This window comes from Sphingomonas sp. HMP9, from assembly GCF_013374115.1.
Lineage (GTDB): Bacteria > Pseudomonadota > Alphaproteobacteria > Sphingomonadales > Sphingomonadaceae > Sphingomonas.
This window is the reverse complement of sequence record NZ_AP022673.1, coordinates 534090-550077: the sequence shown is the minus strand read 5'-3', so window position 1 is coordinate 550077 and position 15988 is coordinate 534090. Positions and strand designations below refer to the sequence as shown.

7 protein-coding genes and 1 pseudogene are annotated in these 15988 nt (G+C 65.8%); 1 reads left to right on the top strand and 7 read right to left on the bottom strand.

Annotation, left to right across the window (positions count from 1 at the left end; genetic code table 11):
- Nucleotides 1–19: 19 nt before the first annotated feature.
- From HMP09_RS02465 to HMP09_RS02455, 3 genes are all read right to left on the bottom strand, one after another.
- The gene (locus HMP09_RS02465) at nt 20–448 is read right to left on the bottom strand and encodes a nuclear transport factor 2 family protein (protein WP_176499036.1); all 429 of its coding nucleotides are present in this window, start codon (nt 446–448) and stop codon (nt 20–22) included.
- Between the two features lie 32 nt (nt 449–480).
- Nucleotides 481–1071: an NADPH-dependent F420 reductase gene (locus HMP09_RS02460; RefSeq protein ID WP_176499035.1), complete on the bottom strand. Its 591-nt coding sequence runs from the start codon at nt 1069–1071 to the stop codon at nt 481–483.
- A gap of 102 nt (nt 1072–1173) precedes the next feature.
- Nucleotides 1174–1908 carry an SDR family NAD(P)-dependent oxidoreductase gene (locus tag HMP09_RS02455; RefSeq protein WP_176499034.1) on the bottom strand — a complete coding sequence of 245 codons (735 nt, stop codon included), beginning with the start codon at nt 1906–1908 and terminating at the stop codon, nt 1174–1176.
- Nucleotides 1909–2111: 203 nt separating this feature from the next.
- Between HMP09_RS02455 and HMP09_RS02450 the strand changes: the two genes are divergently transcribed.
- Complete coding sequence (locus HMP09_RS02450) at nt 2112–3008, top strand: LysR family transcriptional regulator (RefSeq protein ID WP_176499033.1); 897 nt, start codon at nt 2112–2114, stop codon at nt 3006–3008.
- Nucleotides 3009–3099: 91 nt separating this feature from the next.
- Here the strand turns inward: HMP09_RS02450 and HMP09_RS18325 are convergent.
- The 4 genes and pseudogenes from HMP09_RS18325 to HMP09_RS02435 form a co-directional block, all read right to left on the bottom strand.
- A pseudogene (locus tag HMP09_RS18325) lies at nt 3100–3368 on the bottom strand (IS110 family transposase); the annotation flags it as partial.
- A 159-nt stretch (nt 3369–3527) separates the two neighbouring features.
- Entirely contained in the window at nt 3528–3782 is a 255-nt protein-coding gene (locus tag HMP09_RS02445; protein ID WP_176499032.1) for a hypothetical protein, read from the bottom strand.
- The gene (locus HMP09_RS02440; RefSeq protein WP_176499031.1) at nt 3779–13708 is read right to left on the bottom strand and encodes a two-partner secretion domain-containing protein; all 9930 of its coding nucleotides are present in this window, start codon (nt 13706–13708) and stop codon (nt 3779–3781) included. Before HMP09_RS02440 ends, HMP09_RS02445 begins: the two co-directional genes overlap by 4 nt.
- 2 nt (nt 13709–13710) lie before the next feature.
- Entirely contained in the window at nt 13711–15405 is a 1695-nt protein-coding gene (locus tag HMP09_RS02435; RefSeq protein ID WP_176499030.1) for a ShlB/FhaC/HecB family hemolysin secretion/activation protein, read from the bottom strand.
- Between the last annotated feature and the right edge of the window lie 583 nt (nt 15406–15988).

Genomic DNA, 15988 nt, shown 5'->3' with positions numbered 1-15988 from the left:
GAGAAGGGCGTCGCGATTGTTACGCGCGCCGATCTGCGTCTCCGGGCGGCGACATCGCGCTGGCCCGCGCGAGCGCTTGCGTGTCGATATACTCCCTGATCTTCGTCAGCATGCCGTCTCGAACAGTGATGTCGAAGATCCATTCGTCGTGGAACGGCATATTCGTGGCCTTAATCTTCCCTTTAGCAACGCCGACGACCAGAACCCGATCTCCCTGCGCGACGAATTCGGGAGGCGTGGGGTATGTCATCTCGATCTCTTGCGACGCCCGCCGAAGCACGGCAGCCACTCCTGCGGCTCCGCGGTGCGTGCCGGCCAGCGCCCAGCCTTCGCCAGGAATGATCCATTCGATGTCCTCGGCAACCAATGCTAGTACATCCTGCGGATCGGAACTGGACATGCTTGCGAAGAATTCCTTCACGGTCTGAATGTTCTTTTCGATACTCATATAATCTACTCCATTGCGTGCAACCGTGTCACTCAGTCGAACTTGATCAGATCTTTGAAGATAAGCTGGCCCCATGTGTTGCCGCGCGCCTGGACGAGCAGCCCACCTTCCGCGAGTCCGCCGAGCTTGATTGGTGCGAAGCCGAGCTTTTCAGCCAGGGCGCCGATCTCTGTCGTTGCACTGTCATCGTCGCTCGCCAGGAAGACGACGCGCCTGCCACCGTGGACAGCCGGATCTTGTTCGAGGACGCCGGCGACCAAATGGTTGAAGCCCTTGACCAGCTTGGCGCCGGTGAAGGCCTGCGCGACGACCTTGGCAGAAGGCTGTCCGCCCAGATCGACGCCGTAAGCGTTGGTCACATCGACGATGGTCTTTCCGTGCCAGTCGGGGAGTGCCTTCGCGACATCCGCGTGGGCCTCGAACCGCACGGCCAGGAAGATGACGTCCGCCTTGACCGCTTCAGCCAGAGTCGTGGGAATAACGCCGGGGCCAATCGCAGCCGCATCCGCTGCGAAGCTTTCTGGGTCGCGCGTAGTTGCGACCGATACATCGATGCCGCTTCGGGCGAAGGCTTTCGCGAGCGCCTGGCCGACACTGCCGAAGCCGATAATTGCGTAGGTCATGATAGTCTCCTGTGGAGGACCCCCTAGGGGGAGGGATAGGATCGCGGTGGCGTGATCGAGGGGCGTACCCGGTCGGATCGTCGGACCGGGCGGGTAAGCACGTCAGATCTGCGCCAAGCCGCCGTCGACGGCGAGTTCGCTGCCGGTCATGAAACCGCTGTCGTCCGATGCGAGGAAGGCGGCCGCTGCGCCGAGTTCCGCCGGATCACCCATGCGCTGGAACCCCGTCATCGCGCCGTAGGCCTTGAGGCCTTCCTCGCCGAGCGCGGCGGCGGCGAGTTCGGTCGCCACCGCTCCGGGCGACAGCACGTTCACGCGAATGACGGTGCCCTTGAGGTCCTCGACCCAGGTCCGCGCAAGGTTGCGGACGGCTGCCTTGCTCGCGCTGTAGGTGGTCATCGCCGGAGCGCCGGTGGTGCCGGCGCTCGACCCGGTCAAGATGATCGAGCCGCCCTCGCCCATTAACGGCAACGCCTTCTCGATCGTGAGGATCGTGCCCTTCACATTGGTGTCGAAGGTTTCGTCGATGTGCGCGGCGGTGATCGCGCCGAGCTTGACCATGCTGCCCGTCCCGGCGTTGGCGAAGACGATATCGAGCGTGCCGCGCTCGGCCTTTACCGCGGCGTACAGCCGGTCGAGATCCGTTTCATTGACCACCGAACCCTGAACGGCGCGGGCGTTGGGGCCGAGTTCGGCGACCGCGGCGTCGAGCACATCCTGCCGGCGGCCGAAGATGAAGACGAAGGCGCCTTCCTCGATGAAGCGCTTGGCAGAGGCGAGGCCAATGCCGCTCGCGCCACCGGTGATCACTGCGGTCTTTCCAGTTAGTCGGGTCATGTCGTTCGTCCTTGATTTCGCCATCTCGGGGCTTTGGCGGGTTGGTCTCCCATGAACCTTCAGATGGGCGGGACGAGGTCGGACGGTCAGTGGGCAATGGGGCACAAGGGTGGTGCGGAAACTATCCGGCTAACGCGCACATCAGCGCGGGACGTGCTATTCCGCAATTCGAACAAGCGCGGCACGCGGCGCGGGGATGCACCATGATCGACTGGGATGACGTTCGCTACTTTCTCGCCGCCGCGCGCGGGGGATCGGTGCGCGCGGCCGCGAAGCAGCTTGGGGTGAACCATGCCACTGTGCTGCGGCGGATCGCGCAACTCGAGGACAGGCTGGGCGCGCAGATGTTCGAAAAGCTGCCTTCGGGCTACCGCTTGACGGCGGCGGGCGAGGAGGTCGTCGAGCTCGCACACCAGATGGAGGAGTCGTCGCACCAGCTGGAAACGCGCGTCCTGGGCCGCGACCAGAGCGTGCGTGGGCTACTGCGCGTGACGCTGACGCCGATCCTCGCGACCCACCTGCTGATGCCCGACTTCGCCGATTTCGCGCGCCTGCATCCCGAGATCGAGATGGAGATCCTGTCCTCCGGCGAACTCGCGAACCTGACCAATCGGGAGGCCGACGTTGCGCTCCGCGTCGTCTATGACCGCAAGACGCTGCCGCTCAACCTGCATGGCCTCAAGGGCCCGGAGCTATACGGTGGGATCTACATGTCGCGCGACCGACTGGCCGCTTCGCGTGCTGGCGTACCAGATCCCCTCCGGTGGATCGTGATAAGTGGCCACGGGATACCGGACTGGGCGAGCGACGGTGACGTTCGAACAACGGGAGTTCCCTTCCGCACCACCGACGCCGCGGCGCAGATCGCCGCCGTGCGGCAAGGGCTTGGGATTTCGACGCTGCCGTGTTTCGTCGGCGATGCCGATCCAATGTTGGCGCGGGTGCCGGGCACCGAGCTGCATCTGTACGGCACGGTATGGCTGCTCACGCAGGGGGAAACGCGCAAGACGAAGCGCGTGCGGCTCTTCACCGAGTTCGTGTCGCACAGGCTCGCCGCACACGCGTCGTTGCTCGCGGGACTATCAGTACCAGGAGACTGACCTCCGGCAAGTCGGCGTTATTCCGAAGGGGAAGGCCACGCGTTCATCGCCGCCTTGCCTGCCGCAGAGCCGCAGACCGACCGACAAACGCATCGTTTTTATGTCGCTTCACCCACGGTTTCACGTACGCTGGCGGGATCAAGCGGACCTCATGGCCCATCGCTGTTAGTTCGCGCGCCCAGTGATGCGCGCCGCCACATGCCTCCAGTGCCACCAGACAGCGTGGCTGCGCTACGAAGAAGTCGAGCAGCTTGCCACGCGTGATGCTGCGGCTAAAAACGCCCGGCCGGCCGCGTCGGCACCATGCGCGTGAAAAACCTACTTAGCGATATCAAGACCGATTGTGGTAACCTCTGGCACGGACGCCTCCCTCAGTGGTGCTCAACACCTCCACTATTGCACATCGATGCAGTCGGAGGGCGTCCACCCCATCAGATAGCGCGTGTCACATCATTATGTCCTGTCCATAGCTGGTTTGCGATGGCGGGACACTGAATTCCCCTACTCGGCGTCTTCGAACTACTCGCCATCCCTGACGATAGTCGCATTTGGTCCGACAGTGTTGGGAGAAGGAACCTCGGGCGTTCCCTCCAATGATATGGCCAGCAGATATGCGTCATGCTCGCTACGCATCGCCTGCTCAGCCTGAGCGTCCGAAATATAATGCCTGATCAGATGCGAACCCGCCGACTCGCCACTATCATATTCGGCAACCATTCGGCCGTCTTCGGAAATGATCCGAATCCCGTAATCATCGAACACCAGATCATTCATGGTTTTTTTCCAAACAAGGGAGTGACCGTATAGCTGCCGACCGGAACGGGGTCGATCGTCGCTTCGCGGACACCGCCTGAGGTGGTACCACCAGGGATGAACGAGGAGTTGGCTCCGAGTTCACGGCCACTGGGTATGCGCAGATTTACCGGATTGGGAATATCGACCCGTACAGGTGCAGTCCCGAGATCTCCCGGGGCCAAGCCGAGAATTCGCTCCAGAGCACCGATATCGCCTCCTGCACGACCGATCGCGCTGTCAGCCTCCAACGTGGACATGACGAATGTACCTCCCTGGGGCCCTTCGACGCTTTTAGGAGCGCCATACTTGATCTTCGTTGCGCCGCCGCGGAACGGAGCGAGATGCGCTTCGATCTGGGCAGCCGAAAGATAGGTCGATGCATCCGGACGCTGTGTCTTCGGCAGGTTCATGATCTCGGTGATCTTGTCGGCCGACAAATAGATACCTGTACCGAAATCCGCTTCGGGCATGGCGGCATCGCTTATCCCAAGCGCACGCGGCCGAGTCGGCAAGGTGCCCGCCACGGTGCCAGGGGCGGCGGCGGCCCGCCCCACGAAAGCTGCATCAGCCAGTGCGGACCCTCCACGCGAAACCACGACATCGATGGCCGCCGCGGTGGCTGATCCTTGCGCCGTTCCGAGCGTCGTGGCCTTGTCGGTCAGGCTCGACTGCGCGAAGGCATTAACCTTACCGCCAAAGCGCCGTACGTATTCGGCGGCAGCGGTGTCGTCGAGCAGGACGTCATCTATCCCCTGCACCGCTCCCGTGATACCGTTGCCGGCAACGCGCGTCGGGTCGGAAACGTAGTCACCAAGAAAGATGACCTGCCCGAGTAGCGCTACACTGGTTCGCTCGTCAGCGGCCGCGTTGTAATACTCCTTGAACAGGTAGGCTTGGACCAACGCTTTCGGAGTTCCGGCAGCTAAGCGGCGCGCCGCTTCGGCGTCGGCGGTCGTCCGCGTCATGTTGGCGATGTTGGTCGCGTTTGCGCCGAACCGCGCGAGCGCTTCGTCAAAGGCACCATGCCGTTCGCCGGCCGCGTCGCTCTTTTTAGCCAAGTACATGTCGGCAAGCGTATCTTCGTCGAACAGCGTTCCGAGCACTCCGGCGGAGAGACGCCCGACCACGTTGTCGCCAGCATTGTTGACGACGTCTTGATAGACGAGCGTGCGTACTGCGAGCGACTGCTCAGCAAGCTTGTCGGCCAGCGTCGGATCGCTGGAGCGAAGTGCTTTCATATACTGCCGATCGGCCTCGGCCTGCGCCGTAATGCCGCCCAGTTCACTCAGGCCCGCCGCCTGGACTCTTGCAACGTCGTCAGGATTGGCCGACCCGTCGCGCGACAGTTCAGCGATCAGCCCGCGTCGATAGTTCGCGACCGAAGCGCATTCAGGTCCGGGCTGCAGACAGGCACGGGCCTGTGCGTCGGTCAGCTTCAGCATAGCCACGAGGTTGCGGACCTCAGGCTTGGCCAGATACTGATCGATCGGCGGGCCCTTGCAGTTCGGTGATGCGATCCTGCAAGTGCGCGCACCACCGAGATCGTTGTTCTCAGTCTCAGTTTGCGCAGCGAGTGCAGCGGTCGAAATGTCGAGCCCACTACCGGCGGCGACGCCAGCAACGACCGTAGCAACGAGGTTCTTGCGCGCTTCCTGATCCTGCAGCGCGCGTTCGGCCGGCCGGCCCGTCACTGGATCGATCGCCGGCTTCGCATCGGCGTAGCTTGTCAGCAGGTAGTTCAGAACGACGCTGGTAGCCGCCCCCGTAGCTCCGCTGCCGCACCCGCCGCCGCCAGCTGCCCCGCCGGCGCAACCGACGACCGCCTGCAACGCCGCTCGGACTGTTTCGCTCTGTACGGAGGCGTCGCCCCGCGTGTTCTGCAAGCTGTCGGCGATCGACTTCACCTGGGTCACAGCCAGGCTTTGAATGACGTTCGCGGCCGCGCTTTGGACAAGTCCGGTGAAGCTGCCGGTGACGTTGCTTCCAGCAGCCCCGTTGATTGCAGTCGCTATGACCCGCGCCGCACTTCCCGCACCGAAGCTGTCGCGCAGATTCCGCGCGCGATCCGTCTCTGCCACGACCGTCCGACTCAGTTGCTCGCGCGCGGCATCTGTTAGCGGATTGCCCGCCATATCCGACCCGCGGGCCAACTGCCCCTGCGCTTCGTCAGCCTTCAACCGTGCCTGCTGCTCTTCTGCCGCCCGATTGGCGAAGAAGGTGCCCGTCTGATTGGCAAGCTGCGTCGCTGCTGCGAAACCAAGCGCGATTTCTTCGCGCTTGTTCGCGTCGTATTGCTGGGTCAGTGCACCGGCATTGGAGCCTGTCGTGTCACGCCCGATCGTCGCCGCCACGATGCGGCTGGCAGTATCGCCCGACGTTATGTCGATCGCGCCCGGCGCTATCGCAGAATAGGTCGTACCGGACTGCTTGCCCGATGCGCCTAGTGCGACTGGTGGGGTGGCGCTGATCATGCCGATGCCCGTAGAGATGCCCGGTAGCGTGCTTCCCGGTGTGCCGGGGGCGGTCGACTTCCCGTTCCCGTCCTTGCCGACGCCGCCGATGCCGCCACCGACGCTGAGCGAACTTGCCTTGTACTGTTCGCGGTTGGCGATGTCGCTGGCGGTCAGCGTGCCCGTCGTCAGCCGGTTCTGCGCCGCCGCAGTCTCGCTAGCGATAACGCCGCCGACCAGTTTCGTGTTACCAGCGACGGTGATGCCGTAGCCACCCTGACCAGCGTAGATGCCCGATTGCTCGCGCACGCTGGCGAAGTCGCCGGTCTGGCTGCTGTTGGTCAGGTTGCCACCGAGCTTTCGGCCGGCACCGCTGATATCGGCGCTCACGGAAAGGCCGAGATTGCGCTGGCGCTCGGCGTACGTGGCGCGGTCCTGTTCGCTGACGATCGCGAGCGAACCCGCGTTCACGTCGACGCGGTTGCCGATCACCTGAGCGCCACGCAGCGTCAGCGCGTCGGGTGTCGCGATCGAGACCGCGTTGCCGGCGCTGAGGACGCTCTCGACGTGGCGCACGTCGGTGCCACTCGCGCTCCCCTTGCCTGCATTGAACGACGCGTTCGGGGTAACGCCGCCGGACAGGCCGAGCTGGACGCCGACCGAGAAACCGGAGGACTTGTTCTGTTGCTCCACCGTGTCGGTCTCGGTGCCTGACGTGAGCGTGATCGCACCCGGTGCGGTCAGCGACAGGTTGCGCGCCGCCGTGACCTCACTGCCCTGCACCGCGATCGTCGAGGCTGCACCCGCGCCGCGTGCCGCGATCGCCACGTCGTTGCCGGCGATCCGGCTCGCGACATTGGTCTCGTCGCGCGTGTTCGAGGTCGCCTTGCTGCTCGACACGCCGAAGCTGACGCCGACCGCCGCGAGATTGGTAACGCCGTCCTTGAGCGCATCCGCGGCGTTGTACGCGGCCAGTCCGCCTGCGAGCCCGGTCACCGCGCTGGTCCGCGCGTTCGTGTTGGCGTTGCCGAGGATGCGCCCAGAATCGCGAACACCCTGCAACCCGCTCAGCACGGGGCTTTGCGCGCCGACGCTGAAGCCGATGCTCGACGATTTGTTGAGCGTGTCGGTGGTCGTCACGTCGGTCGCATTGCGGATCGCGACGCTTTCGCCGGTCAGCCGGGTGAGACCCGTGCCGGTCACCTGGCTGCCGGTCACGGTGAGCGCGCGACCGGCATCGAGCGTCACATCGCCGGTAGTCGAACCGATCAGCGAGCCGGTGTTCGTGACGCTGGTCGTGTTCACGTCGTTGCGGTTCTTGGCGACGCCGAGGAACAGCCCGCCGCCATCGATCGACAGGCCGCTCTTCTTGACCCGTGTCGATTGCAGTTCGGTGTCGGTCGCGGTTAGCGTTCCGACGTCGATCGCGCCACCCGCGGCGATCGATACGCCGTTGTCCGCGACGACGTTGGAACCAGCAATTCGCGTGTCGCCCGCGCTGCGGAGCGCGACGGTGTCGCCCGACAGCGTCGAGGCGACGACGCTCTGATCGGTGCCGGTATAGGCCGTGGTGGTCTTGGTAGAGGACAGGAAGCCGCTCGAGGTCTTCTGCGTGTCGCGTTGCAGCTGCGTGCTGTCGACCACACCGGTCACGCCGATGCTGCCGGCGTCCACCGTAAGTGCCCTGCCCGCCGTGATCGTACCGCCGTTTACCGCCAGCGCACCCGGCGTCGCCAGCGTGACGTTGCCGCCCGCCCGCAGATCCGACAGGACATTGCTGCTTTCGGTCTGGGTTTGCGTGAACAGCGTCTTGCCCTCGCGGCCGATCGCAAACGCGGTGCCGCTGTCGGTCGCGCTGCCGATCGCGATGTTCTGGCCGACGGAAGCGACCAGATTGCCGCCTGCCGCCGCGCTCGCGCCGGTGACCGACAGCGTTCGCCCCGCGAGCAGATCGAGATTGCCCGTCGCGGCGATATCGCTGCCGCGATTGGTCGTCGTCGTCGTCAGCGAGACCTGCTGGTCCGAACGTCCGCCATAGTAGCGCGTCGCGACGGTGCGCGTCGTCGCGACCGGTGCGAGCGTCAGATCGCGGCCCGCCGCCAGCGTCAGGTCGCCGCCGGTGATCGCACCGCCACGATCGATCAGGTCGCCGCTCGCCGAGACGATGCCGCGGCTGCCCAGATCCAGCCGTCCGCTGTTGACGATCGTGCCGCCGACCAGCGTGCCGCTGGCGCTCGCACGGATGACGCCCGCATTGGTCAGCGAGTCCGATGCACGCAGCTGAATATCGCGCCCTGCGATGATGGCGCCCCCGCTGGTCAGATCGCCGGCGGCGGCCTTGGTCAGATAGACGCGCGGCGCGAGCACCGTCTGCGGTCCCGACGGGGTCTGGACGGTGGTTTCCACGAGCAGCACGATGTCGCTGGTCAGTGTCGCCATCTGTGTCGGCGAGAGAGATACGCCGAGCGCCAGATTATAGGTCTTTGTGAAGGTCGCGCCCGCATCGAGCAGCGCGCGATACTGGCCCTGATTGTCGCCATAGCCGACCAGTCGCTGCGCGCCGACCAGCGCGACAAGCTGGTTCGCGATCAGTTGCTGCTCGTAAAGCCCGTCGCCGAGCCGGCGCTGCACGCGCGACGGATCATAGCCGAGCTTGTCGAGAAAATAGTCGCTAGAGAGGAAGGTGTCGTAATTGTTGAACCGCGGGTCCGCCTGGACCAGCACCTGCGAACTCGACCCCGCGAACTGGAACAGTCCGCCCAGATCGAGCGTCGCGCTACCCGCACCGCCGCTCGCGCGATCGATCGGTGGCTTGACCGCGAACCCGAAGGTCGGATCGATCGCGGTGCCGGCGATGGCGCCGGGCGCGCCGCCGGGTGCGACGACCGCACCCGGCGTCACGACGTTCACGGCGCCACCCGCCGTCACGGCACCGGGCCGCGCACTGGCGGCGAAGATGTCCGCGGTGCTGCCATCCGGGGTCAGGACGAGATTGTCGATCGTGACCGCGTCGATCGTCAGCGTGCCCTGCGCGGTGATCGTCGACGGGGTCGTGAAGGTCGCCTGCGCATCGACGGTATTAAGCGGCGTCGTCGTTCGCGTCCGCCAATCGCCGCACCCGATCAAGAAGGGGCAACTGCGCGTCTGGCCGAGGATCACGCCGTCCTGCTTGGTGGTGTAGTACCCGGTGAACGCCGTGTTGGTCACGGCGGCGGCGCCGACCCCGAGATTGCCCGCTGCGCTGATGGTGGACAGGCGGTTGGTGACGCTGTCGGCATCGATCGTGACATTGGTGCCGATGATCCGGGCTTGCCCGCTGTCGGCAAGGATCTTTGTGTCGGTGATCGTCTCCAGATACTGGGTTATGGTCCTGTTGCGCCGATTGCGGTTGTCGATCGTCTCGACGTCTCGACTGGAGACGAGCGCCTCTTCGGTGGTGAACACGGTACGATCGTTGAGCAGGCGGGTCGCGGCGATCGCGATGTCGCCTTGCGCCTGAATGTCGGAGGAGAGGTTCTGCAGCGAGCCAGCACGCCCCGCTTCACCAACGCCGGTGACGACCAGATTGCCGAGACTGTAGAGCAGCGCGCCATCGCGGTTGACGATGTCGCCACCGCTCGAGAGCGACAGGAGGCCGCTCCGGGTGGCGATCACCGCGCTGTCGCCCGCGTTGACGATGCCGCCAGTGCCGGACAACGCGACGCTGTCGCCGAAGATCGCGCCACCATTGGCGATCTGTGCCGCGGTCGCCGATACAGCCCCGCCGTTGAGGAGCCCTTGGTTATCGAAGGTCGTCCCGGCCGTCAGCGTCAGCGTCGGCGCGGCGATCGTGCCGCTGGCCTGGTTGGCGATCGATCCACCCGTGGCGATGCCGATCGCGGTGCCGCCTTGCACCGTGCCCGCGTTAGTAAAGCTGCCACCGATGTTGAGCGTCAGCGCACCCTGCGTCGCGATCGTCTCGCCAGCGGCATTGGTCAAATCACCGGTTATGCCGAGCGTCAGCGCGGTCGGTGCGACGAGCCGCCCGAACGTGCCGCCGCCCGAGTTGATGTCGAGCAGTCGGCCGCCGGCGAGCGTGCCGGCGCCGACTCCGCTGCCGCCGTCGAGTGCGCCAGCCTTGACGGTCAGGTCGCGTGCAGCGGCGATGCTCCCGCGGTTAGCGAGCGTGCCCGTCGCAGTCACCCGCGCATCGCGATCCGCCCAGATCTGCCCGCCGGTGGCGTTGACCAGGCCTGCGGTCGACAGCGTCAGGTCGCCGCCTGCCGCAAGCGTGCCTGCCCCATTGTCGACGCTCGTCGCCGTCACGACGACGGACCCGTCGCCGCCGAGCGTGCCGCGATCGTTGGCCAGCGTGTTGACGGTGAAGGTCGCGCCATCGGCGCCCGACGCCAGCAAACCGTTGCGATTATCCAGCGTGCTCGCGTTCACGTCGAGCTTGCCGCCCGCGACAACGCGCCCACCACTCGTGGTCAGCGAGTCCGCCGCGATCGTCGTCGCGCCGGTCGACTGGATCAATCCGCCATCGCCGGTGAGGATCGCGCGCGCCGAGGTCAGCGCAAGCTTCGCCGCATCGAGTGTGCCCCCCGCCAGCGCGATATCCCCGTCGCGCGCGCCGACCGTTAGCATCCCGCCCGCCGTCAGGCGCGACCCGCTGGCAAGGTTGAGCGAACTCGCGGTAACGGTGCCATCGGTGGTGGCGCCGACCAGGACCGAACCGCTGATCGCATCGCGGACGTCGAGCGTCAGCGTTCCCGCCGAACCGGTCGCGATAAACGTACCGCCGTCGAGCGCGGTAAGACGCGCGTCCAGCGGGCCGGCGGCTTCGAACGATCCTCTGGCGTTGCGGGTCGCACCGGCCCGAAGCGTGAGGCCGCCGCCCGCTGCGATCAGGCCATTCTCGTTCGCCAGATCGCTGGCGATCGTAAGTCCGGCGCCGCCCGCCGAGGTGAGCGTGCCACCGGTGTTGGCGAACGTGCCGGCGATCAGCGACAGCGCGCCATTGGTTGCGATCCGACCGCCGCTATTGTCGATCGCGCCGGTTCCAGTCAGTGCGAGCGTGCCGGTGCCGAGATGCAGTATGACACCGCCGCGGTTGTCGATCGTCGCCGCGCGCAGCGTCAGATTCTGTCCGCGGCCAACGATATCGGCGGTGTGGCTCAGCGTGCCCGTCGCTGTCAGCGTCAGGTCGCCGCCATTCTCGATCGTCGCGCCACTACCGAACGCAAGGTCGCCCGCCGTAGCATCGAGCGCGAGCGCACCTAGCGCGGTGATCCGACTGTCGGTGAACGCCAGCGTCGTGGCGCCGATCGCGACGGTGCCGTTGCTGCCGATGCGTGAGCCGGATGCGGTCAACGCGCTCCGGCTTGCCAGCGTCAGCGTGCCCGATCCGAGCGCGGTCAGGCTGGCGCGATCGAGCGCCACCGATCCGGCGGTGACGCCGAGCGCCCCACCCGCTTCGACCGTGCCGCCACGCGAGGTGAATGCTCCGGCGTTTATGTCGATAGCGCCGTCGGACGCGACCAGAGCGTCCTGCGCGACGACCCCCGCAGCCTTCAGGCTCGCGCCGCCATTGCCCGAAATTGTGCCGGTGTTCGTCAGCGTGGCGGCGGTCAGGTCGACCCGTCCTGCGCTCGCTATCAGGCCGGCGTTCGTCATCGTACCGACCGTGTCGGCAATCACGCTGCCACCGCTGACCTGGCCACCACTGCCGATCGTGACCGAGCCTGCGCGCACGGTCAGTGCACTGCCGCCCTGCAAGCCGCCTTCGATGACGCCGAGCGCGCCGACATTGGCCGTCGTCGCACCGCCGCCCGCGACCAGACCGTTGCCGGTAATCGTAAAATCGCCGTCGACATTGAGATCGAGCGCCTTGCTCGCCGTGATGCTGCCCGCCACGCCGTCGATGCCGAGCGCGCCCGCCCTGACCGACACATCGCCATTGCCGCCGATCTGCCCACTGCTGCCACCGATCGCGCCGGTAAAGCCCAGCGTCAGCGCGCCGCTGCCGAGCGCCAGCACCGCGCCACGATCGTTCGCCAAGCTGCTGCCGGTGAGTGCCAGCGCGCCGCCGGACTGGATCACGCCGCCGATATTGCTGACCGCGCCCGCCTGCGCGTCGAGCGCCATCCGCGCATCGATCGTGCCGCCGCCATTGTCGAGCGTCGCGGTGCGCAACGTCAGCGTCCCGCCGCTCGCAAGTCCGTGGTTGACGATGGTGCTCGCCGTCAACGACACGGCGTCGCGCGCCAACACTCGCCCCGTCAGCGCCGCCGTGCCGCCGACGTCGAGCCGCAACGTGCCAGCCTGCGTGACACGTCCGTCACGGGTCAGGCCGGCGGCGAGCGTGCCACCGCTGCTCAGCGCACCGGTCGTGACGGTGAGATCGCCGCCACTGCCGATCAGGCCGTTGCCCGTCAGGCTCGCACCGTTCAGCATCGTCGTGCCTTCGCCGTAGATCTGGCCGGCGACGTCGAGCGCACCAGCGGTCTCGATCGCGACGGCGGTCTTCGCCGTGATCGCACCGGGCACCGATATCCTGCCATCGAACGACAGCGTCACGCCCTGTTCGAGGCCCGCGAGATCGCCTGCGACGTTGACGCCGAGCCCGCGCTCGGTGCCGATCAGCTTGATCGAGCGCGCATACATCCCGCCGATCGCCGCCACGTCGAGCGCAAAGGCGGGCTGGCTCGGCTGTGCTGCGGTCCGCTGCCCAACTACGACGATGTCACCGTCGCGCGTGATGTCGCCCGCACCGAGGCTGGCGGTCACGGTATCCGCATACAGGCCGGCGTTGATCGAGACGGCGCGCGCGAACAGGTCGAGCCGCGCATTCGTCGCATCGAGCCCGCTGCCGGACACGTCGATCGTACCGGTCGCCGTCCGGAATCCGCTGAGCGCGCCGGCGCCGTCGACCAGCGGTTGCGCAGCGGCGAGCGTCACGCGCGGCGCGTTGACGAAACCGCAACCGTTGCACGAGATGCCGTAGGGATTGGCGAGCACCAGATCGGCGGTCTTGCCGGCAACCTCGATATAGCCGCGCAGGCTAGACGGATTGGCGGCGACCACCTCGTTGACGATCAGCGACGCCCCGCCCGATGCCTTCAGCTGCGCGTTGCCGTCGATATAGCCTGCGAGCCGGCTCTGGACGATCTTGTCGCTGTTGTTGAGCACGACACCGCGCGCGTCGACGTTGAACGCCTGATAGCGATTGTAGCTGGTCCCTCTTGCGTCCGGCGCTGCGATCTTGACCACTGGCACGCCGTTCGCGCCGTACTCAAGATGCGTCGCGCCACCGGGCACCGGGACGACGGGATTAGGCGCACCGCCGTCTTGGCCCCGTGCCGGCACCGTCGCGACCAACAACAGCGCCGCGAGCCCCGCGCCGCCGCCGAGCGGGGACAGCGCGCTCGCCGAACGCATCCGGCGACGCAGCACGGCGAAGGTCAGCTTGGTCATGCTCAAAATCCTACACCGGCGGAAAGGCCGAACCGAACGCGGTTGCGATTGGGGATCTGGCGCCCGAACACCGGACGCGCCCCGAATACGTCGACGAAGAACGGCCCACGCCGCGCCCTCAGCCCGAGGCCGGCGCCGCCGCGCGCGCCGGTCCCTTTGCGGACCTCGCCCATGTCGAACAGGACATACGGACGGAACCCATCGGTGATTTTGGCACCCAGCTCCTGGCGAAGGTAGAAGCCGTCTCGCCCCAATTCCGCCGTGTCGGTATCGAGGCCACGGATCGTGTACGGACCGCCGATCTGTATGAGGTCGGAGCCGAACAGGTTCCGGTCGCTGACCTGCCCGTGAAACTCGGCACGGTATCCGTCGATGAAGCCCTGCCCCAAGGGCACGAACAGCCCGAAGTCGGCACTGACGATCCGGTACCGTGCGCTCGGCAGCGCATCGGGCCGATCGTCCGGCTGCTTCTGCGCCCCGAGGATCCCGAGACCGAACCGGACGCCCACCGACCCGTCGAAGCGCGCCGCGCCGAACGTGCGCCGGTCGATCAGGCGCACTTCGAGATCGGTGAGATCCTGCCGCTGGATGCCGATCTCGACGTCGTTGATGAAGTTGCGACCCCATCGCCGGGCCAGCCCGACGCTGATCGAGTCCTTGGTCGTCTGATCGCGGTAGAAGACCCGCTCAGCACCGATCGCGACCCGGTCGAGCGTGCCGCGTGTCCCGAAGCTGCTGACTTCACCGTTGACGGTCTGGCTGTAACGATTGGCGGAGCCGCTCGCGTTGAACGTCCACCACCCGGCCGGCACGGAGATCGAGCCGCCGACGCCGCGGCTGTCGGCAGGCACGCCCGGCGAATCCGTTCGGCGGTTGTAATAGGCGCTGATGACCTCCGAAAAGCCCAGCTGCCCGAGTTCGGCAATCTGCGCCGAGCCCTGATAGCGACCGACCCGCTCGCCGGCGAAGTTGTTGATCGACAGCGATCCGGCAATCGGCCGCGCCTGGTCTACCGTGACGTCCAGAACCGACTGGCCCGGTGCATCCCCCGGCACGATGTCGACGCCGACGGTTCGACCGGGAACGCTGCGCATCTGCTCCAGCCCCTGCTCGAGCGCACGAAGATCGAGGAGGTCGCCGCGCCCAACCGGCGTCGCGCGCCCCCACACCTTAGCTCTGTCTGTCTTGTTGACCCGGATGCCCTCGACGATGCCCGGCACCACGACGATGCGCAGCGTGCCGCTGGCCAAATCCTGTTCGGGCAAACCCGCACGCGTCGTCACCAGACCACGCTCGATGAACGCGCCCTGCAGACTGCGGATGATGTAATCGAGACCAGCGGTCCCAACGCACCGCCCACGATACTGCGCGACGAAACCCGGCACCCATCGCAGCTTACCGCGTGCCGCATTCTCGACGACGATATCGCGCACCGTGAAGCAGCTGGCCTCCACCGGGAAGGGCCCCAGCGGCGCTGGTGCGGCGCGCTCGATCGTCGCGACCGGCGCCGCCTCCCGCGCCGCCCGTTCCGCCGCCTGCTGCTGCGCGCGGATACGGGCCTGTTCCTGATCGGCGGGCGATGAAACCTGTGCCGTTGCGGCCGTGGATAGCAGAACGACGCCGGTGAATGCGGCGCCCCATATGGCGGGCCGGGGACAAGATCTGCCGTTCGCTCGCTTGGCTGATCCTGTAGTCATTTACGCCCCGCCTACTGTCTTAAATTCTGTTACATTCTAAGTTCATAAATTTACAAGACCCATGTTTGGTTCGGGATAGAAACTTTAGGTTGTAGATAGTTAATTACATTTGTGGCTGAGGCTGTGAGAGCCGAAATAGGATTCAGAATGAACCATTCTCCTACTCGTTTTGATATGCCAGATACCTCGGTCGACCCGCGGAAAGCGGTTAGAGAGACCCCGGCAATAGCCTTCCTGTTACCGGTCGAGCCCGCCCAGTCCCGCTCCGATCTCTTAAAAACTGCGCAATGACCCACATTCGGTCATCGCGGTGCGGCTTTTGCCGTTCCAACTTCCGACATCCGTTCATGTTTGCCGCTGACTTGAGCAGTCAATCATGACGGCGGTACGGAGCAGGATGCGGAGCCCGCGACGTATAGCTGGTGCGGTTATCTCCTCTGACCTGCTCCGCAGAATTCATCCGACTGGTAAGTTATCTCGTCAGAAGGGGAGAAGTGATGCTGCATGGCCGATCTATCGAGAATCAGATCATTGGCGTCCTGCGCGAGCATAAGACTGACGCGAAGCCATCGGCCGCAGGGCG